Annotated in this window: 17 protein-coding genes, 3 tRNA genes and 3 pseudogenes; 8 read left to right on the top strand and 15 right to left on the bottom strand. The window is 47.7% G+C overall.

Annotated features, from left to right (window positions below; genetic code table 11):
• Window positions 1-138 precede the first annotated feature (138 nt).
• The 5 genes from AC1RKG_RS06695 to AC1RKG_RS06675 all read left to right on the top strand — a co-directional run bounded on the left by AC1RKG_RS06695 (window position 139) and on the right by AC1RKG_RS06675 (window position 6,455).
• Window positions 139-1,281, top strand: a complete 1,143-nt coding sequence (locus tag AC1RKG_RS06695; protein ID WP_198639803.1) for a MurR/RpiR family transcriptional regulator — start codon at window positions 139-141, stop codon at window positions 1,279-1,281.
• 245 nt (window positions 1,282-1,526) lie between these two features.
• A complete protein-coding gene (locus tag AC1RKG_RS06690) occupies window positions 1,527-1,757 on the top strand; it encodes a biofilm development regulator YmgB/AriR family protein (RefSeq protein ID WP_020826240.1) in 231 nt (76 codons plus the stop codon).
• A 1,314-nt stretch (window positions 1,758-3,071) separates the two neighbouring features.
• Entirely contained in the window at window positions 3,072-3,458 is a 387-nt protein-coding gene (locus AC1RKG_RS06685) for a GtrA family protein (RefSeq protein ID WP_493182430.1), read from the top strand.
• Entirely contained in the window at window positions 3,455-4,444 is a 990-nt protein-coding gene (locus AC1RKG_RS06680) for a glycosyltransferase family 2 protein (protein WP_493182428.1), read from the top strand. Before AC1RKG_RS06685 ends, AC1RKG_RS06680 begins: the two co-directional genes overlap by 4 nt.
• Window positions 4,431-6,455 (top strand): hypothetical protein, encoded by a 2,025-nt coding sequence (locus tag AC1RKG_RS06675; protein ID WP_493182426.1) that lies wholly within the window; start codon window positions 4,431-4,433, stop codon window positions 6,453-6,455. The genes AC1RKG_RS06680 and AC1RKG_RS06675 overlap by 14 nt, the downstream gene beginning before the upstream one ends.
• A gap of 44 nt (window positions 6,456-6,499) precedes the next feature.
• Here the strand turns inward: AC1RKG_RS06675 and AC1RKG_RS06670 are convergent, their stop codons facing one another.
• The 7 genes and pseudogenes from AC1RKG_RS06670 to AC1RKG_RS06640 all read right to left on the bottom strand — a co-directional run.
• Window positions 6,500-6,961, bottom strand: coding sequence for a tail fiber assembly protein (locus AC1RKG_RS06670; RefSeq protein WP_493182424.1), 462 nt, complete (start codon window positions 6,959-6,961; stop codon window positions 6,500-6,502).
• A gap of 897 nt (window positions 6,962-7,858) precedes the next feature.
• A pseudogene (locus AC1RKG_RS06665) lies at window positions 7,859-8,512 on the bottom strand (phage tail protein); the annotation flags it as partial.
• Window positions 8,509-9,135: a hypothetical protein gene (locus AC1RKG_RS06660; RefSeq protein ID WP_493182423.1), complete on the bottom strand. Its 627-nt coding sequence runs from the start codon at window positions 9,133-9,135 to the stop codon at window positions 8,509-8,511. The gene AC1RKG_RS06660 and the pseudogene AC1RKG_RS06665, both read right to left, overlap by 4 nt.
• The gene (locus AC1RKG_RS06655; protein ID WP_493182422.1) at window positions 9,119-9,760 is read right to left on the bottom strand and encodes a hypothetical protein; all 642 of its coding nucleotides are present in this window, start codon (window positions 9,758-9,760) and stop codon (window positions 9,119-9,121) included. The genes AC1RKG_RS06660 and AC1RKG_RS06655 overlap by 17 nt, the downstream gene beginning before the upstream one ends.
• Window positions 9,760-10,350 (bottom strand): baseplate J/gp47 family protein, encoded by a 591-nt coding sequence (locus AC1RKG_RS06650; protein WP_493182419.1) that lies wholly within the window; start codon window positions 10,348-10,350, stop codon window positions 9,760-9,762. Before AC1RKG_RS06650 ends, AC1RKG_RS06655 begins: the two co-directional genes overlap by 1 nt.
• Entirely contained in the window at window positions 10,347-10,679 is a 333-nt protein-coding gene (locus AC1RKG_RS06645) for a hypothetical protein (protein ID WP_493182417.1), read from the bottom strand. Before AC1RKG_RS06645 ends, AC1RKG_RS06650 begins: the two co-directional genes overlap by 4 nt.
• Window positions 10,676-11,182, bottom strand: a pseudogene (locus tag AC1RKG_RS06640) (hypothetical protein); the annotation flags it as partial. The pseudogene AC1RKG_RS06640 and the gene AC1RKG_RS06645, both read right to left, overlap by 4 nt.
• On the opposite strand from AC1RKG_RS06640, the pseudogene AC1RKG_RS06635 reads away from it, so the two are divergent.
• Window positions 11,172-11,627: pseudogene (locus AC1RKG_RS06635) on the top strand (site-specific integrase); the annotation flags it as partial. The pseudogenes AC1RKG_RS06640 and AC1RKG_RS06635 sit on opposite strands and share 11 nt — an antisense overlap.
• 143 nt (window positions 11,628-11,770) lie before the next feature.
• On the opposite strand, the gene AC1RKG_RS06630 reads toward AC1RKG_RS06635, so the two are convergent.
• The 6 genes from AC1RKG_RS06630 to uvrY form a co-directional block, all read right to left on the bottom strand.
• A tRNA-Leu gene (locus AC1RKG_RS06630) sits at window positions 11,771-11,856 on the bottom strand.
• A gap of 10 nt (window positions 11,857-11,866) precedes the next feature.
• Window positions 11,867-11,940: transfer RNA gene (locus AC1RKG_RS06625), tRNA-Cys, on the bottom strand.
• Between the two features lie 58 nt (window positions 11,941-11,998).
• Window positions 11,999-12,074: transfer RNA gene (locus AC1RKG_RS06620), tRNA-Gly, on the bottom strand.
• Between the two features lie 145 nt (window positions 12,075-12,219).
• On the bottom strand, window positions 12,220-12,768 hold the full coding sequence (gene pgsA, locus AC1RKG_RS06615; protein ID WP_020826238.1) for a CDP-diacylglycerol--glycerol-3-phosphate 3-phosphatidyltransferase: 549 nt from the start codon (window positions 12,766-12,768) through the stop codon (window positions 12,220-12,222).
• Window positions 12,769-12,826: 58 nt separating this feature from the next.
• On the bottom strand, window positions 12,827-14,659 hold the full coding sequence (gene uvrC / locus AC1RKG_RS06610) for an excinuclease ABC subunit UvrC (RefSeq protein WP_142815526.1): 1,833 nt from the start codon (window positions 14,657-14,659) through the stop codon (window positions 12,827-12,829).
• The gene (gene uvrY / locus AC1RKG_RS06605) at window positions 14,652-15,308 is read right to left on the bottom strand and encodes a UvrY/SirA/GacA family response regulator transcription factor (protein ID WP_041414407.1); all 657 of its coding nucleotides are present in this window, start codon (window positions 15,306-15,308) and stop codon (window positions 14,652-14,654) included. The genes uvrC and uvrY overlap by 8 nt, the downstream gene beginning before the upstream one ends.
• A gap of 778 nt (window positions 15,309-16,086) precedes the next feature.
• Between uvrY and AC1RKG_RS06600 the strand changes: the two genes are divergently transcribed.
• Both AC1RKG_RS06600 and AC1RKG_RS06595 read left to right on the top strand, forming a co-directional pair.
• Window positions 16,087-16,311 (top strand): DUF2594 family protein, encoded by a 225-nt coding sequence (locus AC1RKG_RS06600; protein ID WP_020826235.1) that lies wholly within the window; start codon window positions 16,087-16,089, stop codon window positions 16,309-16,311.
• A gap of 109 nt (window positions 16,312-16,420) precedes the next feature.
• A complete protein-coding gene (locus tag AC1RKG_RS06595) occupies window positions 16,421-16,762 on the top strand; it encodes a GlpM family protein (RefSeq protein WP_044549716.1) in 342 nt (113 codons plus the stop codon).
• A 14-nt stretch (window positions 16,763-16,776) separates the two neighbouring features.
• Here the strand turns inward: AC1RKG_RS06595 and AC1RKG_RS06590 are convergent, their stop codons facing one another.
• Entirely contained in the window at window positions 16,777-17,208 is a 432-nt protein-coding gene (locus AC1RKG_RS06590) for a hypothetical protein (RefSeq protein ID WP_046373938.1), read from the bottom strand.
• A gap of 230 nt (window positions 17,209-17,438) precedes the next feature.
• Complete coding sequence (locus tag AC1RKG_RS06585) at window positions 17,439-17,753, bottom strand: hypothetical protein (protein ID WP_071844565.1); 315 nt, start codon at window positions 17,751-17,753, stop codon at window positions 17,439-17,441.
• Window positions 17,754-18,080 lie beyond the last annotated feature (327 nt).

Below are 18,080 nucleotides of genomic sequence, written 5' to 3'. Positions count from 1 at the left end.
CATCTCGTTTCAAATCTGTCCTGATTGAAAATTATTTTCATTAGCTTATTCTTCTGGTTATCGCTTTATGCCGTGTGAAAAACAGGCTAATTTGAAGCCCAGATCGCCGGTTGGCATTACAGAAGGGACACTGCAGTCATGGATCTCGTTTACCACATTCAGTTTCGCCAGGATCCGTTCAGCCGCCAGGAAGCAAAAGTTGCCCGAGCCATACTGGACAACCCGGGGTTTACATCAACAGCAACCATTGAGCAATTGGCAGAGCGAGCAGGTGTCAGCACTGAGATCGTCGCTCATTTTGCCCAATCCCTTGGCTGTCAGGATCTTAACGACTTTATCGCGCTAATGCGCTCCCCGTCGACGGCAACACCTCCTCCTACTGAGGTAGCCCAACCCGTGCTCGGCGGCATGGATATCGCCTTTGCCTCCGCGGCCGGCATCGGCAAACTGCCTGGCGTCAGCTCCACCACCCTCAGCCGTTTTGCTAAATCCATCGGTTGTGAAGATATTGGCGACATCGTCTATCAGATCCGCGCACGACAAAATCAGTTCAGTCAGCAGGAGGCCAAAGTCGCACAGACCATTTTGGACGATATTGCCTTCGCCTCCTCCGCCACCATCGAATTGCTGGCCAGCCAAGCGGGGGTCAGCCCGGCCACCATTACCCGATTTGCCAAAACCATTGGCTGCGACGATATTCGCGATCTGCGCATGAAACTGGCTCAGGCCAGCGTGAGCGGCTCACGCTATTTGACCGCCCAAGCCACGCCTAATGGCCCACCGCGGCTGTGGCTACAGCGCGTCAACGACGTGGAAACCACCTTGCATCAACAGCTGCAGCAAGTAGAACATGCAGCGCTGATCGATGCTTGCCAACAGCTGAGCCAATCTAAGAGCGTGCATATTTTCGGCGTAAACAGCATGGCGCTTTATGCCAATGAGCTGCAACAGCGCCTGGTGGGCCTGGGTTACCCTGCATTTATCTGCCAGGACGCGGCGCTGATGCGCATGACGGCCTCCACGCTCAGCACGCAACAGTGCGTGATCCTGCTGTCTATGAGTGGGGAAAACAGCGATTTGCTGAACGCGGCCAAACTGGCCGGCGCGACCGGTGCTTATCGCATCGCCCTAACCCCTGCGGGCACTACGCTGGCCGGGCTGGCGGATAAGGTGTTGCCGCTCAGCGGCGGCAGTACGGCACGCTATGGACTGATGCTGACTCTCGACCTGCTGCTGGCGCAGTTATTGCCCGAAAGCCTGGGGTCACAGACAGAAGATTGAGTCTCTGCCACAGCGCCGTTTGCCGGGCCTTCAACGGTAAATATCACCGCTGCGGCGCTGGCCTGAGGTTTTTCCTAATTAGCGGTTTGGGTTACAACTGCCTATTGATGGGAATATTCTTACTACGTTATCGTTAACATTCCACTTAGATATCACCCTAAGTGAAATTTGCACGACTTTATTTTTTTAATGGCTTCTCTGCCAGCTTCGGCTGGCACTTTAAATTTCACCAGCGGTAAAATTCTATGATCGATTACTCCCTTTACGGTCTCCACGATAGAGATATTGAGACATACCGTGAACAAATATACAGCCTGCTCGGCAAAGGCGTTATTCAGGTGCTTTCCGCGAACAAACCCATCAGCAAGCAAAACATTCTCGCCTATCTCATCGCTGAAATCGAAAGACAACCCGACGAGTACTGTCAGAAACTGCACAGAGCAGCAATTGAGGTTATTGGGATCAACGCTCGCTAAGGAGAAACATGCGCAAATCGGATCTGTGCGCGATCATTTCCATCGCCGTCGTCGTGGCCGTGATGTGGGTGGCAAACTGCAGTGCGGATAGGCTTCCGCTACTGGGAAGTGGAGGCTAGGTTCTAACGCCCGTAACAGGCAGTATCCGGCGATCGGCACAGCGATCAAACAGCCGGATATGGCTTGATTAGCTTGCCAGCCATAGTTTCAGGCTGGCCGCAGGGTTTAGGCCGACAAAAAGCCGATAATGCGAGCTAACGGCATTCGCCGGTAATCGCATTTTTCCCTTGTGGGCAAACATCGGAGCTTTGCGGGATCACGCCCAGAATCGATCCAAAAGACCCTGAACAGCCAGATAGCATGACAATCGCCAATAAAAATAATCCCCCTTTCATCCCACACTCCTTATCTATTGCACTCTCTGGTTATAGATCACTTCTTACCAAGCGTCTTGAAAAATGGTCCTTGCCCGACAACAAGATAACAGTGATAGCAGAAGAATATTATGATGTGATATGACGAAATGGAATTTCAGGCACAAAAAAACCGCCTTCCGGCGGTCACGACATTACTACTTATTGCTTTGATTATTCTGGAATTTATTTTCCTGGTACCCGGGGCGGGACTTGAACCCGCACAGCCATAAGCCGAGGGATTTTAAATTCATGATTTATTTTATTAAAAACAATAATTTACGTATAAAATTAGCACGTGGATTAATAATCATACACTGCGAATTTATGTAATATCGCATGATTGAAACCCATCTTCTGAACGATACCATGCATATGAGCCCCGAGAGACCGAGTTTCCACTTTGGCGACAGGGCTCTGACCTCCCACTACATCTCCCGAGCAAGGGCTGCCGCATCTCACAACGCACCTTTCTAAAGCGCGTTGCCAACGTTTTTCCGCTTCATCTGTAAATAATCAGTAATATTAGGGCGGTTCACAGCCACGTCATTAGCGCTCAGATCGATCACCGCGGCTCCAATCTCGTTAGCGATAAACACAGCTCTTTCCTCACTCGGCTCCATATTGCCACCTTGTCGTGGTCCAAAGGATATACCTTCTTAATAGTGGATTGATGCCTGAGTAACGTCAACTTTTCACATCGAGATCAAAAATGGGCCACCCCTAACATTACGTCAATAAAGGGTAGAAAAAGACACTATTGGTTTGATGGTCTTTTTTGATGTTTCGTCAAATGGTATGCTATCGCCCTAAAATTTAAGGATATTTCCTATGGATATTGATGCTTTACCCAAAGCGCATAAATCGATCACAATAAAACCATTAAATATCAATAAGTTGAATGAGGTCGTTAGTGTTAAATGAGACTAAGTTACAAGTTGTTAAGTATGCTTGTGTGGGCTTGGCGAACACAGCGTTAACAGCCATAGTGATCTTTGGACTGATGCAGGTCGGTGTTGGGGTATACCCTTCCAATGCATCTGGTTACATCGCAGGTATTATTTTCAGTTTCGTTATGAATGCAAAGTTCACTTTCTCAACTTCATTGAGTTCAATGAGGTTTATTAAATTTATATCAGTATGCGCTATTTGTTACATATTAAACATAATGGCAATGAAGACATTCTTCATAATTATGCCGGAGAAAGTCTATACGGCACAAGTTATAGGTATGTTTTTTTACACATCAACCGGCTTTATTTTGAATAAATTTTGGTCAATGAAATGAACGAGATTAATATGGACATTATGATATCCAAAACCCCATCACTAGCAATTGTCGTGCCGTGTTACAATGAACAGGACGCATTTCCATACTGCCTGGATGGACTCACTACAGTGTTATCTTCACTCATTTCTAAAGGAAAGATCAGCGATAATAGTTATATTCTTTTTGTAGACGATGGAAGTAAAGACGATACTTGGGAGCAAATTAAGTCTGCTTCACTAGAAAACCATTTAGTTCACGGTCTGAAACTATCAAGAAACCGTGGGCACCAGATAGCTCTAATGGCTGGTTTATCAAATACGGATACAGACGTCACTGTAAGTATTGATGCAGATTTGCAAGATGATATTGGCTGTATAGAAGCGATGGTTGACAAATATAATGAAGGTTTTGAAATTGTATATGGAGTGCGAAACAACAGAGATAGTGACTCAGCATTTAAAAGAATGACGGCAAATAAATTTTATTCATTAATGGCTAAATTAGGTGTTAACCAAGTTCCTAATCATGCCGACTTCAGACTTTTAAGCCGCACTGCACTTGATGCCTTAAATAAATTTAAAGAGCAAAATGTATATTTAAGAGGCCTGATCCCCCTACTTGGCTACAAGTCTTCCAATGTTTATTATAGCAGGGACGAGAGAGTAGCAGGCGACTCAAAGTACCCTTTAAAAAAAATGATTTCTCTGGCGCTAGAAGGAATAACATCCCTGACAATTACCCCATTACGCATGATCGCCGTGGCAGGGATTGTTACATGTTTACTATCTTCAATAGCAGCGATCTATGCGGTCATTGAGAAAATTCAGGGAACTACCGTTGCCGGATGGACATCCGTCATGATTGCCATTTTCTTTCTTGGTGGTGTCCAGATGCTTTCTTTAGGCATCATTGGTGAGTACGTAGGGAAAATTTATATGGAAAGTAAAAATAGACCAAAATTCTTTATCGAAGATAATGTGGGTGATAAAAATGAAATTAAATAAGTTTTATCCATCCATTCTATGGGTACTTGCTTTACTGGTGATAATTTTCCAGACAGCTGCATTTATATCTTCTGAGCAAAACATTTACTATTGGGACTACAATGGATATTGGAGGATGTGGGAAGATTTCTGCATGAGTTTTCCACATGACCCCATAAACTCCATTCGTACAGTATTTCATTCAGTCAGACATGATGACTACAATTCACTTCCCGTAGCACTAACTTCTTGGTTCTATATTCTTGATGTGCCATCAAGGTTGTCTTACATTACTTCATTGTCAGTAACGTATCTTTTCCCGACAGTGATTCTTTTTCACTTGTTATGCAAAAGTTTTTCTAAAGACAGATCGTTTGCTTGGTTATCAATCACCTTTATTCTACCTATAACTTTTGTGGCATTCTGGTCTCCAACACTGAAAGGATATCCAGATATTTCAGGGTTAATCCCCATTATCGCCGCTATATTATACGTATCAAATAATGATCTCAGCAATCAAAGAGAGCTTAAAAAAGCACTTGTTACTGGATTTCTGCTATGGTCTCCATTCTTATTAAGAAGATGGTATGCATATACAGTGGTATCACTATATATGTCCTTACCAGTCCTTAATTATTTCATTTACAATAATGGTAAGCACAACCTTAAAGGAATAATAAAAATTGTCGTAAATTTCTTCATTGCGGGAATTTTCTCCATACTACTTGCGCTTATATTTCAAGGAGCACTACTAAAAAGAATAATTCAGACTGACTACTCACTCCTATATTCAGCTTACCAAGCTTCTTTTGACCATTCATTAAGCAACTTATACCATAACATTGGATTGTATATATTACCTTTAGTTGCAATCAGCCTTTTGTGGTCACTCTACGGAGAAAAAACAAAAGATAAACTACTTGTTATTTTTTGCGCTTTCAATTTAATTTTTAGCTTTTTCCTGTTTACCCGAACGCAAAGCCCTGGTATACAACACTGCCTCCCCTTCGCCCTCTGGGCACTAATAATTTCAGCATTTGGTTTTAAGGTTATACTACAGATCTCAAAACAAAAAATTTATCAAATCTCTATCGCCTTCATTATTATCTTGACCAGCATATATATTAATTACGTTTCATTATTTAGCGTTAGTCAACTACAAACACTCGACAAAATTCTCCCTACAAAATCACTTCCTATTCATGTTGATAATTTTGATAACTACATCAATTTGACTCGTGAGATTGAAACCCTGACTAACGGCAATGAAAAAGTCACAATACTCAGCTCAAGCTCTATACTTAATGATGACATGATAAATACTATATCCAATCGCCATTTGAGTGGAAAAATTGCGTATACATCTCAAGTCGATTTAAGGGATGGGATAAATATGTCATCATTGATGTCTCGGTATTTCGTTGTGGCGGACCCAGTACAAACTCACCTATCACCAGATGGGCAAAGAGTGATAACCATACCGGCAAAAGAAATCATTTCAGGTGAAGGGATTGGTTCTGCTTTCAAGAGGATTGGCGCTGGATATAAACTTTCAGGTGAAGTAACCGCATATATTTACGAACGGACACGCCCTTATACAAACAAAGAGATTAATAACTTTTTCTCACTTTTCTTCGAACACTACCCTCAATGGAAAGACCGTTATGGGGAAGGTATTTACTATTCATTTCTTTCGGCAGATGTCGTAATTGGTGATATCTGGGGTAAGTATTCAATCGCCGATAATGGTGATATAGATACTCACCCTGGAGAAAACACACCTACCACGGTCAAGTGGGTATTAAATGGGGTTAGCACGCTAGTTTTTCACTCTTACAACACGAGTTGCAATAATGCTGATGGCGTTGATATAAAAATCAGCAACAATCAGGGAAAAGTCAGTAGCGTGTACATTAAAAACGGCGCCACTGGAACCATTGATGTTCGGAAATATTTAGGCTCAGAGTCTACCGTTGAAATTCACAAGCACGGAAACTCCGCATGTGATTCTATCAAAGTAACCGCAAAATAGACTCATGGGCCCTCTGAAATGGGGGCCCATGTAACATCCTTATTTTATGGAGCACTTGGCCAACAAATATTTGGTGCAGTTAACACATCAACCCTACTTAATGTGATGCGATACCTTTTCCATTCTATAATTGCTTCTTTTTCCTCGTGCGTCGCTTCGCCAAAATCAACTGCATCCTGTAGTGTCTGTATTCTAGCGGTTGCCTCTGCCATCTTTGAGGAAAGAATCGCTCTCGCTGCCTCTTGTGTTAGTGGCACTAAGCGTGGAGGTCCCTGAACAACTTTAGAGTCAATATACTGTGAATCTTGACCTATGGACTCAAAAACCTCCTGTGGTAGTTCAACCAATGCCCGTTCGACACATTTATCCGCATCGTCTTGAGTGAAAGCAACAATCATTGCGATCACATAGTTACTTTCATCGGTGATTATAAAATAGCGGAGCTCATACGCCTCTTGCCCAATGTCTAATCCCAACTCATGAGAGATTACTTCTTCTTTTTTCATATCATCACCAGATAGCAAAAACGTTAACATTTAATGCCGGGCCGTTATTATAAATTCCGCAATCATTTGGCCCTGCTCCATTCAACCAACACTGGAATGCCCCATTGAAGGTTGTAATGTAAATGCCTGGGGTACCTGGAAACGATGCGGGAAATGTCCACGTGGTATTGGCATTGGCACTCAAGTTGATGTTCTGTCTGCACCACTGTCCCCCACCCGGAAGCTTCGTCCATGCCCCGTTTCCATTGTTACCTGACTGGAACTGGTTATAGGCAACTGCGCTGTTTGATGAGGTGCCACCGGCCACAGCAAAACCTTGGGATGCATTCCCACCCCGGAAGGCATATCCCTGCAGCATAAAGTTAAGGCGAGCGTTGTTTACAGCAGCGGTGGTATTCCCATTATCACGAACGTAAAAATCAACATTTGAGTCGCCATTTAAATTTGCGGCCCCTATCTCTAATGGTGTCGGTTTATGTGCTTCGGAATAGAACTCCTGCCAACCGCTCCAAACACTTCCCGTCTAAGTTCGTCGCCAAACCCTATTGCCTGTGCTACCAGACTGCCCGTAGCCAATTACCTCTTGAATAACGCGATAGCCCGCCGTTCCGGTACCTGACTGCCACGTCACAACATTTAAGAATAAGGTTCCCCCACCGCCTCCAGCTGGCCCATTTACCGGATTTTGGATAGCATAAAACCCGAACGTCTGAACGGTGTTTAGGTCAACACCAGTGAGCGCTTTAAGCGTATTAGATAATCCATAATTACCCACGGTCAGCACTTGCCCAGGTGAATCAGTGCCTAAGTCGGCATCAGCAGCAGTACCCAACTTTACGTTTCCGGCTACATCTGGAGCATGTGAATTAACAGTCATGACTGCCCCATATTGGTTGTTGGGTTCAGTACAATGAATCGCCCCTGGTCAGCATTAAATACTACCAGGAAAGGGTTTTTGGCAACGATATCCCCCGTACGTAATGCCGTATTACTACCCTTCACAAGCGGGTAAGTTCCCATCACACGGCCACCCATCGTCAACTGCAGCGTGCTAGCACCTGTATTATTCAGTGTGGGGTAAATGAGGATAGGCGTTTTTAATACCCAGTCCGTCGAACCATTCAGGAAATATGTCGCCGGCAGCGCCAGCGTTAACCCATTCGCTGTACCGCCGGCCACTGCCGACGTGTAATGGTCGCTTTGGAGCTGCTCGATCTGCACGAACTGATTTTCCGAACCGCGCGTCGCAAAGTTGGCGATCACATCGTTCAGGGACCAGCCTTTGGCTGCAGTACCCTCCTGGCCACGTACAACCGTCAGCATGTCGTTGCTGACAGAGGTCAGGTGGCAAACTTCGAACACGGTTTCTTTAGCATCCGTCAGCGTAATTTTCGCGTAGGCCTTAAGGGGGTTTGAGTCGTTGGCGTAGTCGTAAGTGAGCAGACCTGCGAAGAGTGCGCCAGCGCCCGGCATCACCTGTATCGTGCTCTGGTTCGCCGTAATGTCAGCTGCCAGAGACGACACGACGTTGTTTCCAAATCCAATAATCATTGTGCAACCACCGTTACAGAATAGGTGTAAATAAAGGGAAGTTTGACCATTGACTGGTTAATAGCTTCTTTTAAAAAATAACCTACGCCATTGCCATAATCTGGAATAGTAAGTGTGAATACTCCGTTATCGACCGTCACGCTGATATCAAAGGTACTTTGCAACGGCGGATCAATTCCATCGGCACCATGGATAAACCTCGCAAGACGTCGCTTGAGCCAGTCAATACAAAAATGCGAGCCGTCATCCTTGTAAAAATTCCAGGTCAGGATCCGTTTGAAATAATCATCGGGAACGTATGACGCCGAACCAGGAGCATAATTTTTCAAACCAGCATAAGGGATTGCGTTGTACTCGATGGTGTTATAAGCACCACGCGCAATAGCATCCTCAGATATTTGCAGTAATGGCCGCCCTTCCCCGTAAATGCCGAGCGCTATCCAATCCAGCAGATCCCCCGTGATGGAGGGAGAAGTCCAGCACGGCAAATTAAGCGCATTGAGATAGTCAAGATATCCCTGCGCCAACGCGTTATAGGCGGTGAAGAACGCGACAATGTTGGGGTCGGCGTTATATTGCGTATACGGATAAGCAGGAATGATTTTCTCAATTAGAGCTAGCATATTGCTTCACCTGTATTTGTGCCGCCGAGGTGGAGAAATAGGCGTAGGTATCGCCATAAACCAGGCTTGACTCCGGTACCGGTGGTTTAATTGCGCCGTTGATCCCGATTTGCACCTGGATCATGGACAGCAGCGACGCGGCAACGAGTCCCTCAACCGATTTCAGAAAAATGTCCTGTATCTGGAAAATGTTTATCGGCTGGCCAACGGCGATAGCGTTAACGTAATCGGCGATATTCTGCTGCACCGCTTTTGCAACACCGGCCGGATCGATGTAGGTCGTCGACGCTGAGTTCCAGGTGATCAGCACCACCACATTTTGCGACGATGGCACCACGAAAGGCAGTTGGTAGACGTCGGGGTAGACCGTTACCGGTATGGTTTTCTTTTCCACTTCTGCACCCGATGGATTCGATACATCATTGGTTAAAATGGAAATATCCGGTACAGCTTTATAAATCGAATAGGCAACTTCGTAAGGATCCCCGCCACCGACGACGGCAACCCATTTTCCGAGCGTCGCCTGGCGGAACGAAATCAGGTTTTCCTGTACGCCAGCTACTTTTTGCAGGGATGATCGGTAGCAATCCGGCGTGCCTTGCACCCCAAACATACCGGAACGCATCACCTGCCCGCGATACGATACGATGCAAGGCTTTGCTCGTCTGTTCCCGGTAAGCCGGCGGTCAGGTTGGTACATGTCACCTGGTAAGGTTCCGGCGCGGAGGTTTTCACCTGGTTAACCGTCCCTGCCGGCACCGCCCATATCCCTCCAGTCGTAGCCAGGCAGTATACAGGCTCGGTCTGACCGCTGGCGGGGTTCACCGTGTCCCGTCTGACGGTGTACAAATAGGTACCATCCCCTACGGTAAACCCCTTCGGTATGCCAAAACCGGGCGGCCCTGAAAATACGACATACACCGACGTGTTCGTGCCTTCACCTTGCGGCACGCCGTAGATGGCCCCCTGTTGCTTCAGCAGGTGAACGTTCGCACCGTAAGGACTGCATGAGTTAATCAAATCAACCCGCGCCTGGTCGCAAACCAGCAGCGCACCAACGCTGGTGCTGACCATGTCTTCAATCAATGATCCCGGTAAATCGGTCGTGATCCCTAGTGAAAGCCGCGTCGCCGTTTCTATAACCTGCTGCCGCAGCTCTTCCGCCGTTTTTGCGACGGGGCCGGTAATATCATAAATAACGGGTAAATCACTCATACATACACCTTCGCCACTATTTTCGAACCCGAGTTGGCGATAACCGAAATGTCGTAAACCGGAGGATCAACCTCGGTAAGTGCAATCTGGAGAGACGAAAAATAGCCACTGAACTGCTGCTGTAGCCTGTTCACGTAAAATGTGGGGATAATCTGCTGGATCACCGAGCCGTTAGCCGGAATGCCATGGCTCGCAAAGAACGGCGATTCTTGCGGTGCAAGCTTGAGATTTTTCACCAGCGTAGTGAGATAAATCGCGTCGTTGAAACCATTTGCGTCGGTCGTGATCGTGACCCATTTGCCGGATTCATCCTGCCCGTAAGATCTCATTCGGTGATACTCCCATCGAAACTTGTTGTCGGACCTCCGGTGTCTTGCCCATCATTGCCGTTACTGTGCTGATGGGAATTCACCCAGGTAAGCAGCTGCAGCCAACCTTCATGCATAATGGCCGGGCTGGTACTGGCCTGCCCATCCGCCAGGGTTCCGCTCTGCCCGGTCAGCGACCATGAGCCATTTGTCAGCGTCAGCACGGTACTACCCACCGTGACCTTGAACTGATCAGGTGTGGCAATCGTGATGCTCTCCGGCGTTAGCAGGAATGTCGTCTTGCTGCCGGCGTCGCGTATCGTGACGCCTTCCGGGCCATACAACGTGAGCACTTGCCCGTCGACGTTCTCCCATTCCGTGTGACTGATCGGCAAAAACACCAGCGCGCCGAGATTGGCCGGCGGCGTGAGGTCGGCGGTGCCGCCACCCTGTCCGCTGGCACCGCCCAGATAGGTATCAGCCGGGATGACGATCCCCCGGTCCCCAGGCTGCATGGGATATCTTTGCTGCGCGCGGCAGGCTGATGTTCTTGTGCTAAACCGTGCACAGATTTTAGAGCCGGGGATCTTTATCCGTCAGGGGAAGACTGGCGCCAAGCAAATCAAAGCCTGGTCAGACCGACTTCGTGCGGCCGTGGCATTAGCCGACACGTTGCCAATCAAAGACGGCATTTCCAGCGTATACGTGATCCACCAGCGCAACGGCAACAGATATACCCGCGATGGATTCAACACCCAGTGGCGCAATGCAAAGCTGGCGGCTATCGCTGCAAATCCCGATCTTGATTTCGACTTCACCTATCACGACCTGAAAGCGAAAGGCATTTCCGATCTGGACGGTTCACTGACAGATAAGCAGGCGATATCTGGCCACAAAAATGCAAGCCAAACGGCAATTTACGATCGCAAAGTGAAAATAGTGCCGGTGGTGGGTAATCAGAAAGGATGAATATTTATGCTGCTTTCAGATTTTATCTTCTGAAAGCATCTTCTGAAGATGTTCTGAAAGGTGATTTAGGGCACAAAAAAACCGCCTTCCGGCGGTCACGACATTACTACTTATTGCTTTGATTATTCTGGAATTTATTTTCCTGGTACCCGGGGCGGGACTTGAACCCGCACAGCCATAAGCCGAGGGATTTTAAATCCCTTGTGTCTACCGATTTCACCACCCGGGCTCGGGAAAATTGGAGGCGCGTTCCGGAGTCGAACCGGACTAGACGGATTTGCAATCCGCTACATAACCGCTTTGTTAACGCGCCTAAATTCTTGTTTGCCTTTATCAGGCTAAAGCTCGTGAAACACCAGCTTCATCAAATTTGGAGCGGGAAACGAGACTCGAACTCGCGACCCCGACCTTGGCAAGGTCGTGCTCTACCAACTGAGCTATTCCCGCATTAATCAGAACTTACTGATTTTTTTGCTATCTTTCGGCAAATCACCGCTGCCGTCTGATGCGATGCATTCTACTTACCTGACGTAATGAGTCAATAAAATTGTTGTCTCATTACGTTCGTTTGACGATTTTTGCATCGCTTTGATCAGGGTTCCAGCAAATCTTTCCGCGCAGCGTTCAAATATTGGAACATTGACCAGAAAGTCAGCACCGCCGCGATGTATAGCAAACCAAAAGACACATACTCGACGGTGCGATCGGGACGCCACAGCAACCCGACCAGCGACATCATTTGCGCCATGGTTTTGACTTTGCCAATCCAGGACACCGCCACGCTGCTGCGCTTGCCGATCTCCGCCATCCACTCACGCAGCGACGAGATGATAATTTCACGGGCAATCATGGTTGCCGCAGGCAGGGTAATCCACCAGGTGTGATAGTGTTCCGCCACCAGCACCAGCGCTACCGCCACCATCACTTTGTCCGCCACAGGATCGAGGAACGCCCCAAAACGGGTCGTTTGCTTCCAGCGACGGGCCAGGAAGCCGTCAAACCAGTCGGTTATGGCAGCAAACACAAAGATGACGGCGCAAACCATCGGAGCCCAGGTGAACGGCAGGTAAAATGCCAGAACAAAGAATGGGATCAGAACTACGCGAAACAGAGTAAGCCAAGTCGGTATATTCAATTGCATAATGCTAGGGTAACTATCTGGCTGGAGTGGGAATTAAGAGTATGTTGCTACATTGCCCTCAGTGTTTCAATGCATTGTAGATCTTTTCTGCCAATGCTTGTGAAATACCCGGCACTTTTGCAATTTCCTCAACGCTGGCGTTCAATAATGGTTGAAGTCCGCCCATATACTTCAACAGCACCTGTCGCCGTTTTGGCCCAACGCCGTCGATCAATTCCAACGCGCTGGTGTTTCTTACTTTTGCCCTTCTCTGCCGATGCCCGGTGATCGCATGGTTATGCGAATCATCGCGGATATGCTGGATCACATGCAGCGCTGGCGAATCCGACGGTAAGGCAATACCCTCGCCTTCCGGCACAAAAAACAGCGTTTCCAACCCGGCTTTGCGGTCGGCTCCTTTGGCGATGCCAATCAGCAAGGGTTTGTTTTTATCCCAGGTCACGTTCAGCGAATTGAATACGTCAATCGCCATACCTAGCTGCCCCTTGCCGCCGTCGATAAAAATAACGTCGGGGATTTTTTTCTCTTCCAGGGCTTTGCCATAGCGGCGCTTCAACACCTGCGCCATCGCGGCATAATCATCCCCTGGCGTTATGCCGGTGATATTATAGCGCCGATATTCCGAACGTAGCGGACCATTCGAGTCAAATACCACACAGGAAGCCACGGTTTGCTCACCCATGGTGTGGCTGATGTCGAAACATTCCATGCGGTTAATTTCGGCAAGGTTGAGCACCTTCGCCAATTCGGCCAACCTCTGATGGATAGTCGACTGCTGGGAAAGTTTGGTGGTTAGCGCCGTCGCCGCGTTGGTACGAGCCAGTTTAAGGTAACGTGCGCGATCCCCTCGCGGTTTGCTCTGAATCTGAATTTTCCGGCCGGCAAGTTCTGAAAGCGACTCGGCCAGCAGGTCTTTCTCCGGCAGAGTAAAGTCCAATAGAATTTCCGCCGGCAAGGTGCGCATCTGGCTGCCCTGTAAATAAAACTGGCCGACAAAGGTTTGCACCACTTCGCTCATGTCGGTGCCGCCCGGTACTTTCGGGAAGTAACTGCGGCTACCCAATACCTTACCCTGACGGATAAACAGCACGTGCAGGCAAGCCATACCGGATTCGAAAGCCACGCCAATCACATCCAGATCGTCGCTGTTGCCGGAAACGAACTGACGTTCGGTCACCCTGCGTACCGCCTGGATCTGGTCGCGGATGCGTGCCGCTTCTTCAAAGTTCAATGACTTGCTGGCGTTTTCCATCCTTTCGATCAACTGGTGTAGCACCTGCTGATCTTTACCGGACAGGAACAGGCGCACGTAATCCACCTGCTGCCGGTACTCTTCCTCACTCACCAATCCGGCGACGCAAGGCCCCAGGCAACGCCCAATCTGATATTGCAGGCAGGGACGCGAGCGGTTGCGATACACGCTGTTCTCGCACTGGCGTATCGGGAACAATTTCTGCAGCAGCGCCAGAGTTTCACGCACGGCATAAGAATTGGGGAAAGGCCCGAAATACTCCCCCTTGGCGTGTTTGGCGCCGCGATGAACCGCCAGACGTGGGTGGCTGTCCGCGCTCAGGAAGATCAACGGGTAAGATTTATCGTCTCGCAAAAGAACATTATATCGCGGTTGGTATAACTTTATGTAGTTATGTTCCAGTAGTAGCGCTTCTGTTTCGGTATGAGTAACAGTTACGTCTATTTGAGCGATATTTTTAACCAACGTCTCCGTTTTCCTGCTGCCAACCTGTTGGCGGAAGTAACTGGCGAGGCGTTTTTTCAGGTCTTTGGCTTTACCGACGTAGATAACCGTGCCAGTAGCGTCATACATACGGTAGACGCCAGGCTGGCTGGTTACGGTACTGAGAAATGCTTTGGCATCAAAACGGTCACTCACTGCTTAACAACGTCTCCGCATTGAACAATCCGTGTCGGATAGCCAGGTGTGTCAGTTCGACATCACCGCTGATATTCAGCTTGCTGAACATACGGTAACGGTAACTGTTCACCGTTTTCGGGCTGAGACTCAACTGTTCCGAGATCTCGTTAACTTTTTTGCCTTTGGTGATCATCAGCATAATCTGCAGCTCGCGCTCAGACAGGCAGCTGAACGGGGTTTCCGTCTGCGGCTCCAACTGGCTCAATGCCATCTGTTGTGCGATATCGGACGCGATATAACGCTGCCCGGCCTGCACCGTACGAATGGCATTCACCACATCCTGCGGTGCCGCACCTTTGCTCAGATAACCCGCGGCTCCGGCCTGCATCACTTTTGCCGGCAAGGGATTTTCAGTGTGAATAGTCAGCATGATGACTTTAACGTCGGGCGCATAGCGTACAATTTTGCGCGTGGCTTCCAGCCCGCCAATACCCGGCATGTTCATATCCATAAGAACGATATCTACAGCATTGCCACGGCACCATTTCACGGCGTCTTCACCGCACTGGGCCTCCCCGACAACTTTTATACCTTTGATATCTTCAAGAATGCGTCGTATCCCTGCGCGCACCAGTTCGTGGTCATCAACAAGAAGAACGCTAATCAAGGAAAAATCTCCAAAAAGAAGGGAGTAACGCAATCAGCCTCTGTTATAGCCTGAGATATTACTTGTTTTTTAGCCAAGAATGAACACAGATTAATACTTACTTCCGATTAACTTTGCGCAGTGGGCCTGATTTTCGAATTTTAGTCACTCAGGCAGCCCGATAAAACCCTTGTCTGCAGATAAAAAGCCGTCGATGTAAATATTACCCTGAGTGAACCGGGCCCCATGATACTGCGATAATCCAGAAGCGAAGGTAAAATCAGTGTAAGAAATCGCAACACGGATAATATTAACACCAATGCAACAAGATTGTAATCCATTGAAATAAAACAATATGACAGATTGCTTTTTATCTTCCCTCGCAAGAGTCATTGCGTAAAGAAATTACTCACCCCGGACGTCAGCTCGCAGCCAGGGTTGATGATTTAAATAACCCTAACAAGTTAACAATAACCCGACGGACAAATACTTATTAACTCGAAAAAAATAACTTGGCTATTATTCCCCGGCGGCCCCGCTACCAAACTACCAACACCCCATTCAATAATCACTAGTGACTATGCACTATAAAGTGGAAGTTGATAAAACCACGATCGATGCCGCATTAGCCGCACCGACACGGATATCGCGCTATCGGTGCAGATGGATATCTGCATGCTATGCTATACTCCGCGCCCAGTTAAATACGCATCTGCACGTCTGATTGAATGAAATCGGTGCGGGTGTGCACCACAAAGCACATTGTTTCAGGCTTCGGCCTCAAAAATCAGGAGAGAAAATGAGCAACGTTGACTTCACTACGTCTGCAAACCCGGAAACGCTGGCAACGGAAGTCGCCTGCCTTAAAGCCACGCTAACGCTGATCCTGAAATCGATCGGCCAGGCCGACGCCGGGAAAGTCATTATCAACATGGAACGCTTTATCGCACAGATTGAAGATCCCACCCAGGCCGAGATCTTTAAAAACAGCATTCAGCAGATTAAGCACGCCTACCGCCAATAAGCTATCCCCTTCCGGCCTGCCGTAACCGCGGGCCCGTTTTCCCCTGCCCCTGTGATTGATCACCCTGACACTTTCAGGCAATGTGTTTTTATTTACGTCAGAGAAACCTATGGGCATCGTGGTAAAAGCACTGATTGGCGCACTGGTGGTGGTACTCATTGGCCTGCTTGCCAAAAGTCGCAGCTACTATATCGCCGGTCTGGTACCGTTGTTCCCTACCTTCGCACTGATTGCCCATTACATCGTCGGCAGCGAACGCTCAATCGAAGCGTTGAGAACCACGCTGATATTCGGCATGTGGGCCGTTTTACCCTATCTGGTGTATCTGATCTCGCTGTATTTCTTTATCAACAGCATGAGATTGTCTTGGGCGCTGGCCGCTGCGGTATTATGTTGGATCGCGGCGGCCTGGCTTTTGATTACCCTGTGGGGATGGTGGCAGGGGCGTTGACTGCCCCGCCAGAATTACGGCCTGCCGGCCTGCAGAACAAATCCGCGTTGCATATCTCCTGCCACGCGGAAATAGCGACTTTCACCGGCACGCAACGTCATCGGTAGCCGGCCGCTGGTATCGCGCCAGATACACAGACTGTTTTCGATCATATCCTGCCCAATGCTGATTTCATTATTGCCGACCGGAACCCGGAACTCAGCCTTTTCTTTCGCCGCCAGCGACGCAGCAAACTCCCCGTTGATATAAACCCCGGTTCGGCAACTGCCCGCCAACATTCCGCTGTCACGTACTACCACCAGGGTCGCATAAGGCGTCTGCGGCATATTTTGATAAAGCAACAGTCGGCTAGGAGGCGGTAATTCGGCCTGCTGCAGCGGAACGGACTGCGTAGCGCAGCCAGACAACAGCAAAGTAGTAACAAATAACGCGGCGTAATGCTTCATCCTGAGCTCCTGGGAAAAACCAGTCTTTATAGTAGCAACAGAATAGGCTGCGGCTGTAGCGCTGGGGTAACATCAATACAAAAATAAGATAATTTCCAGTGATCTGAAGAACATCGGGAGCACAACGGATCGGTCCTCGCCAAGCGCGATGTTTGTTAGACAACGCGGTCGATAGCATAAGAAAATTCCGTAGTTAGTATATTGAAATGAATAAGATTTTTATAATTCCCTTAAAGCTTGACCATACGTTTTTGAATGTCTTCGCGAAAGGCGTCACCCACAAAATTAAAACCATCCTCAGTCACATAAACGCGTGAGTAACCATTATCTGATAACGTCGTCACCATGTAACCCGCGCTTATCATCTCTGCTGAAGGCGCATTCATCAGCGTGAGAAAACCGCGTCCCCGGCACCATTGATAAAAACGAGTACGACCGTAACCCAATGAATCCCCAACATCGGAAAGGTTTCTTAACCTGTCACAATCTTCTGATAATGAAGGTAAATCAGCACTGTCTTTAGGTACTTCAGATTTATTCGCCAAAATAAAACTCCCTTTAACGTCTTCATCATCATGACAATCACTTCTCGATCCTGAATCTAAAAAATTTGCGCATGAATTGCAATCGTATTACCGGCAAATTTAATAATAGTTTTAATTTCGATAATTTATAAAAAGCAATAAAAAAGTCCCTATTCTAATTCACGGTTCTTCAAATACCTTTGTGTAACCAATAATAAGAATTAATCTTTAGGTAAATATCTTAAAAAATCACTCCCCATATATATCCAATGAAAGTTAGCAGGTACATTATAACAAGCGGGACTATTTCATGATTGGGAGTAACGTTCTTAGCCCTGCACTGTCGGT

It is taken from the genome of Serratia sp. GW822-FHT06D09, assembly GCF_058799515.1.
Note: the sequence above shows the minus strand (reverse complement) of the source record. Positions and strands in the feature narration are given on the sequence as shown.

What these genes read in the sequence shown, in the direction of transcription:
- AC1RKG_RS06695 (WP_198639803.1), top strand. Translation starts at nt 139, where the DNA reads ATGGATCTCGTTTACCACATTCAGTTTCGCCAGGATCCGTTCAGCCGC.
- AC1RKG_RS06690 (WP_020826240.1), top strand. Translation starts at nt 1,527, where the DNA reads ATGATCGATTACTCCCTTTACGGTCTCCACGATAGAGATATTGAGACA.
- AC1RKG_RS06685 (WP_493182430.1), top strand. Translation starts at nt 3,072, where the DNA reads ATGAGGTCGTTAGTGTTAAATGAGACTAAGTTACAAGTTGTTAAGTAT.
- AC1RKG_RS06680 (WP_493182428.1), top strand. Translation starts at nt 3,455, where the DNA reads ATGAACGAGATTAATATGGACATTATGATATCCAAAACCCCATCACTA.
- AC1RKG_RS06675 (WP_493182426.1), top strand. Translation starts at nt 4,431, where the DNA reads ATGAAATTAAATAAGTTTTATCCATCCATTCTATGGGTACTTGCTTTA.
- AC1RKG_RS06670 (WP_493182424.1), bottom strand. Translation starts at nt 6,961, where the DNA reads ATGAAAAAAGAAGAAGTAATCTCTCATGAGTTGGGATTAGACATTGGG.
- AC1RKG_RS06660 (WP_493182423.1), bottom strand. Translation starts at nt 9,135, where the DNA reads ATGCTAGCTCTAATTGAGAAAATCATTCCTGCTTATCCGTATACGCAA.
- AC1RKG_RS06655 (WP_493182422.1), bottom strand. Translation starts at nt 9,760, where the DNA reads ATGCGTTCCGGTATGTTTGGGGTGCAAGGCACGCCGGATTGCTACCGA.
- AC1RKG_RS06650 (WP_493182419.1), bottom strand. Translation starts at nt 10,350, where the DNA reads ATGAGTGATTTACCCGTTATTTATGATATTACCGGCCCCGTCGCAAAA.
- AC1RKG_RS06645 (WP_493182417.1), bottom strand. Translation starts at nt 10,679, where the DNA reads ATGAGATCTTACGGGCAGGATGAATCCGGCAAATGGGTCACGATCACG.
- pgsA (WP_020826238.1), bottom strand. Translation starts at nt 12,768, where the DNA reads ATGCAATTGAATATACCGACTTGGCTTACTCTGTTTCGCGTAGTTCTG.
- AC1RKG_RS06600 (WP_020826235.1), top strand. Translation starts at nt 16,087, where the DNA reads ATGAGCAACGTTGACTTCACTACGTCTGCAAACCCGGAAACGCTGGCA.
- AC1RKG_RS06595 (WP_044549716.1), top strand. Translation starts at nt 16,421, where the DNA reads ATGGGCATCGTGGTAAAAGCACTGATTGGCGCACTGGTGGTGGTACTC.
- AC1RKG_RS06590 (WP_046373938.1), bottom strand. Translation starts at nt 17,208, where the DNA reads ATGAAGCATTACGCCGCGTTATTTGTTACTACTTTGCTGTTGTCTGGC.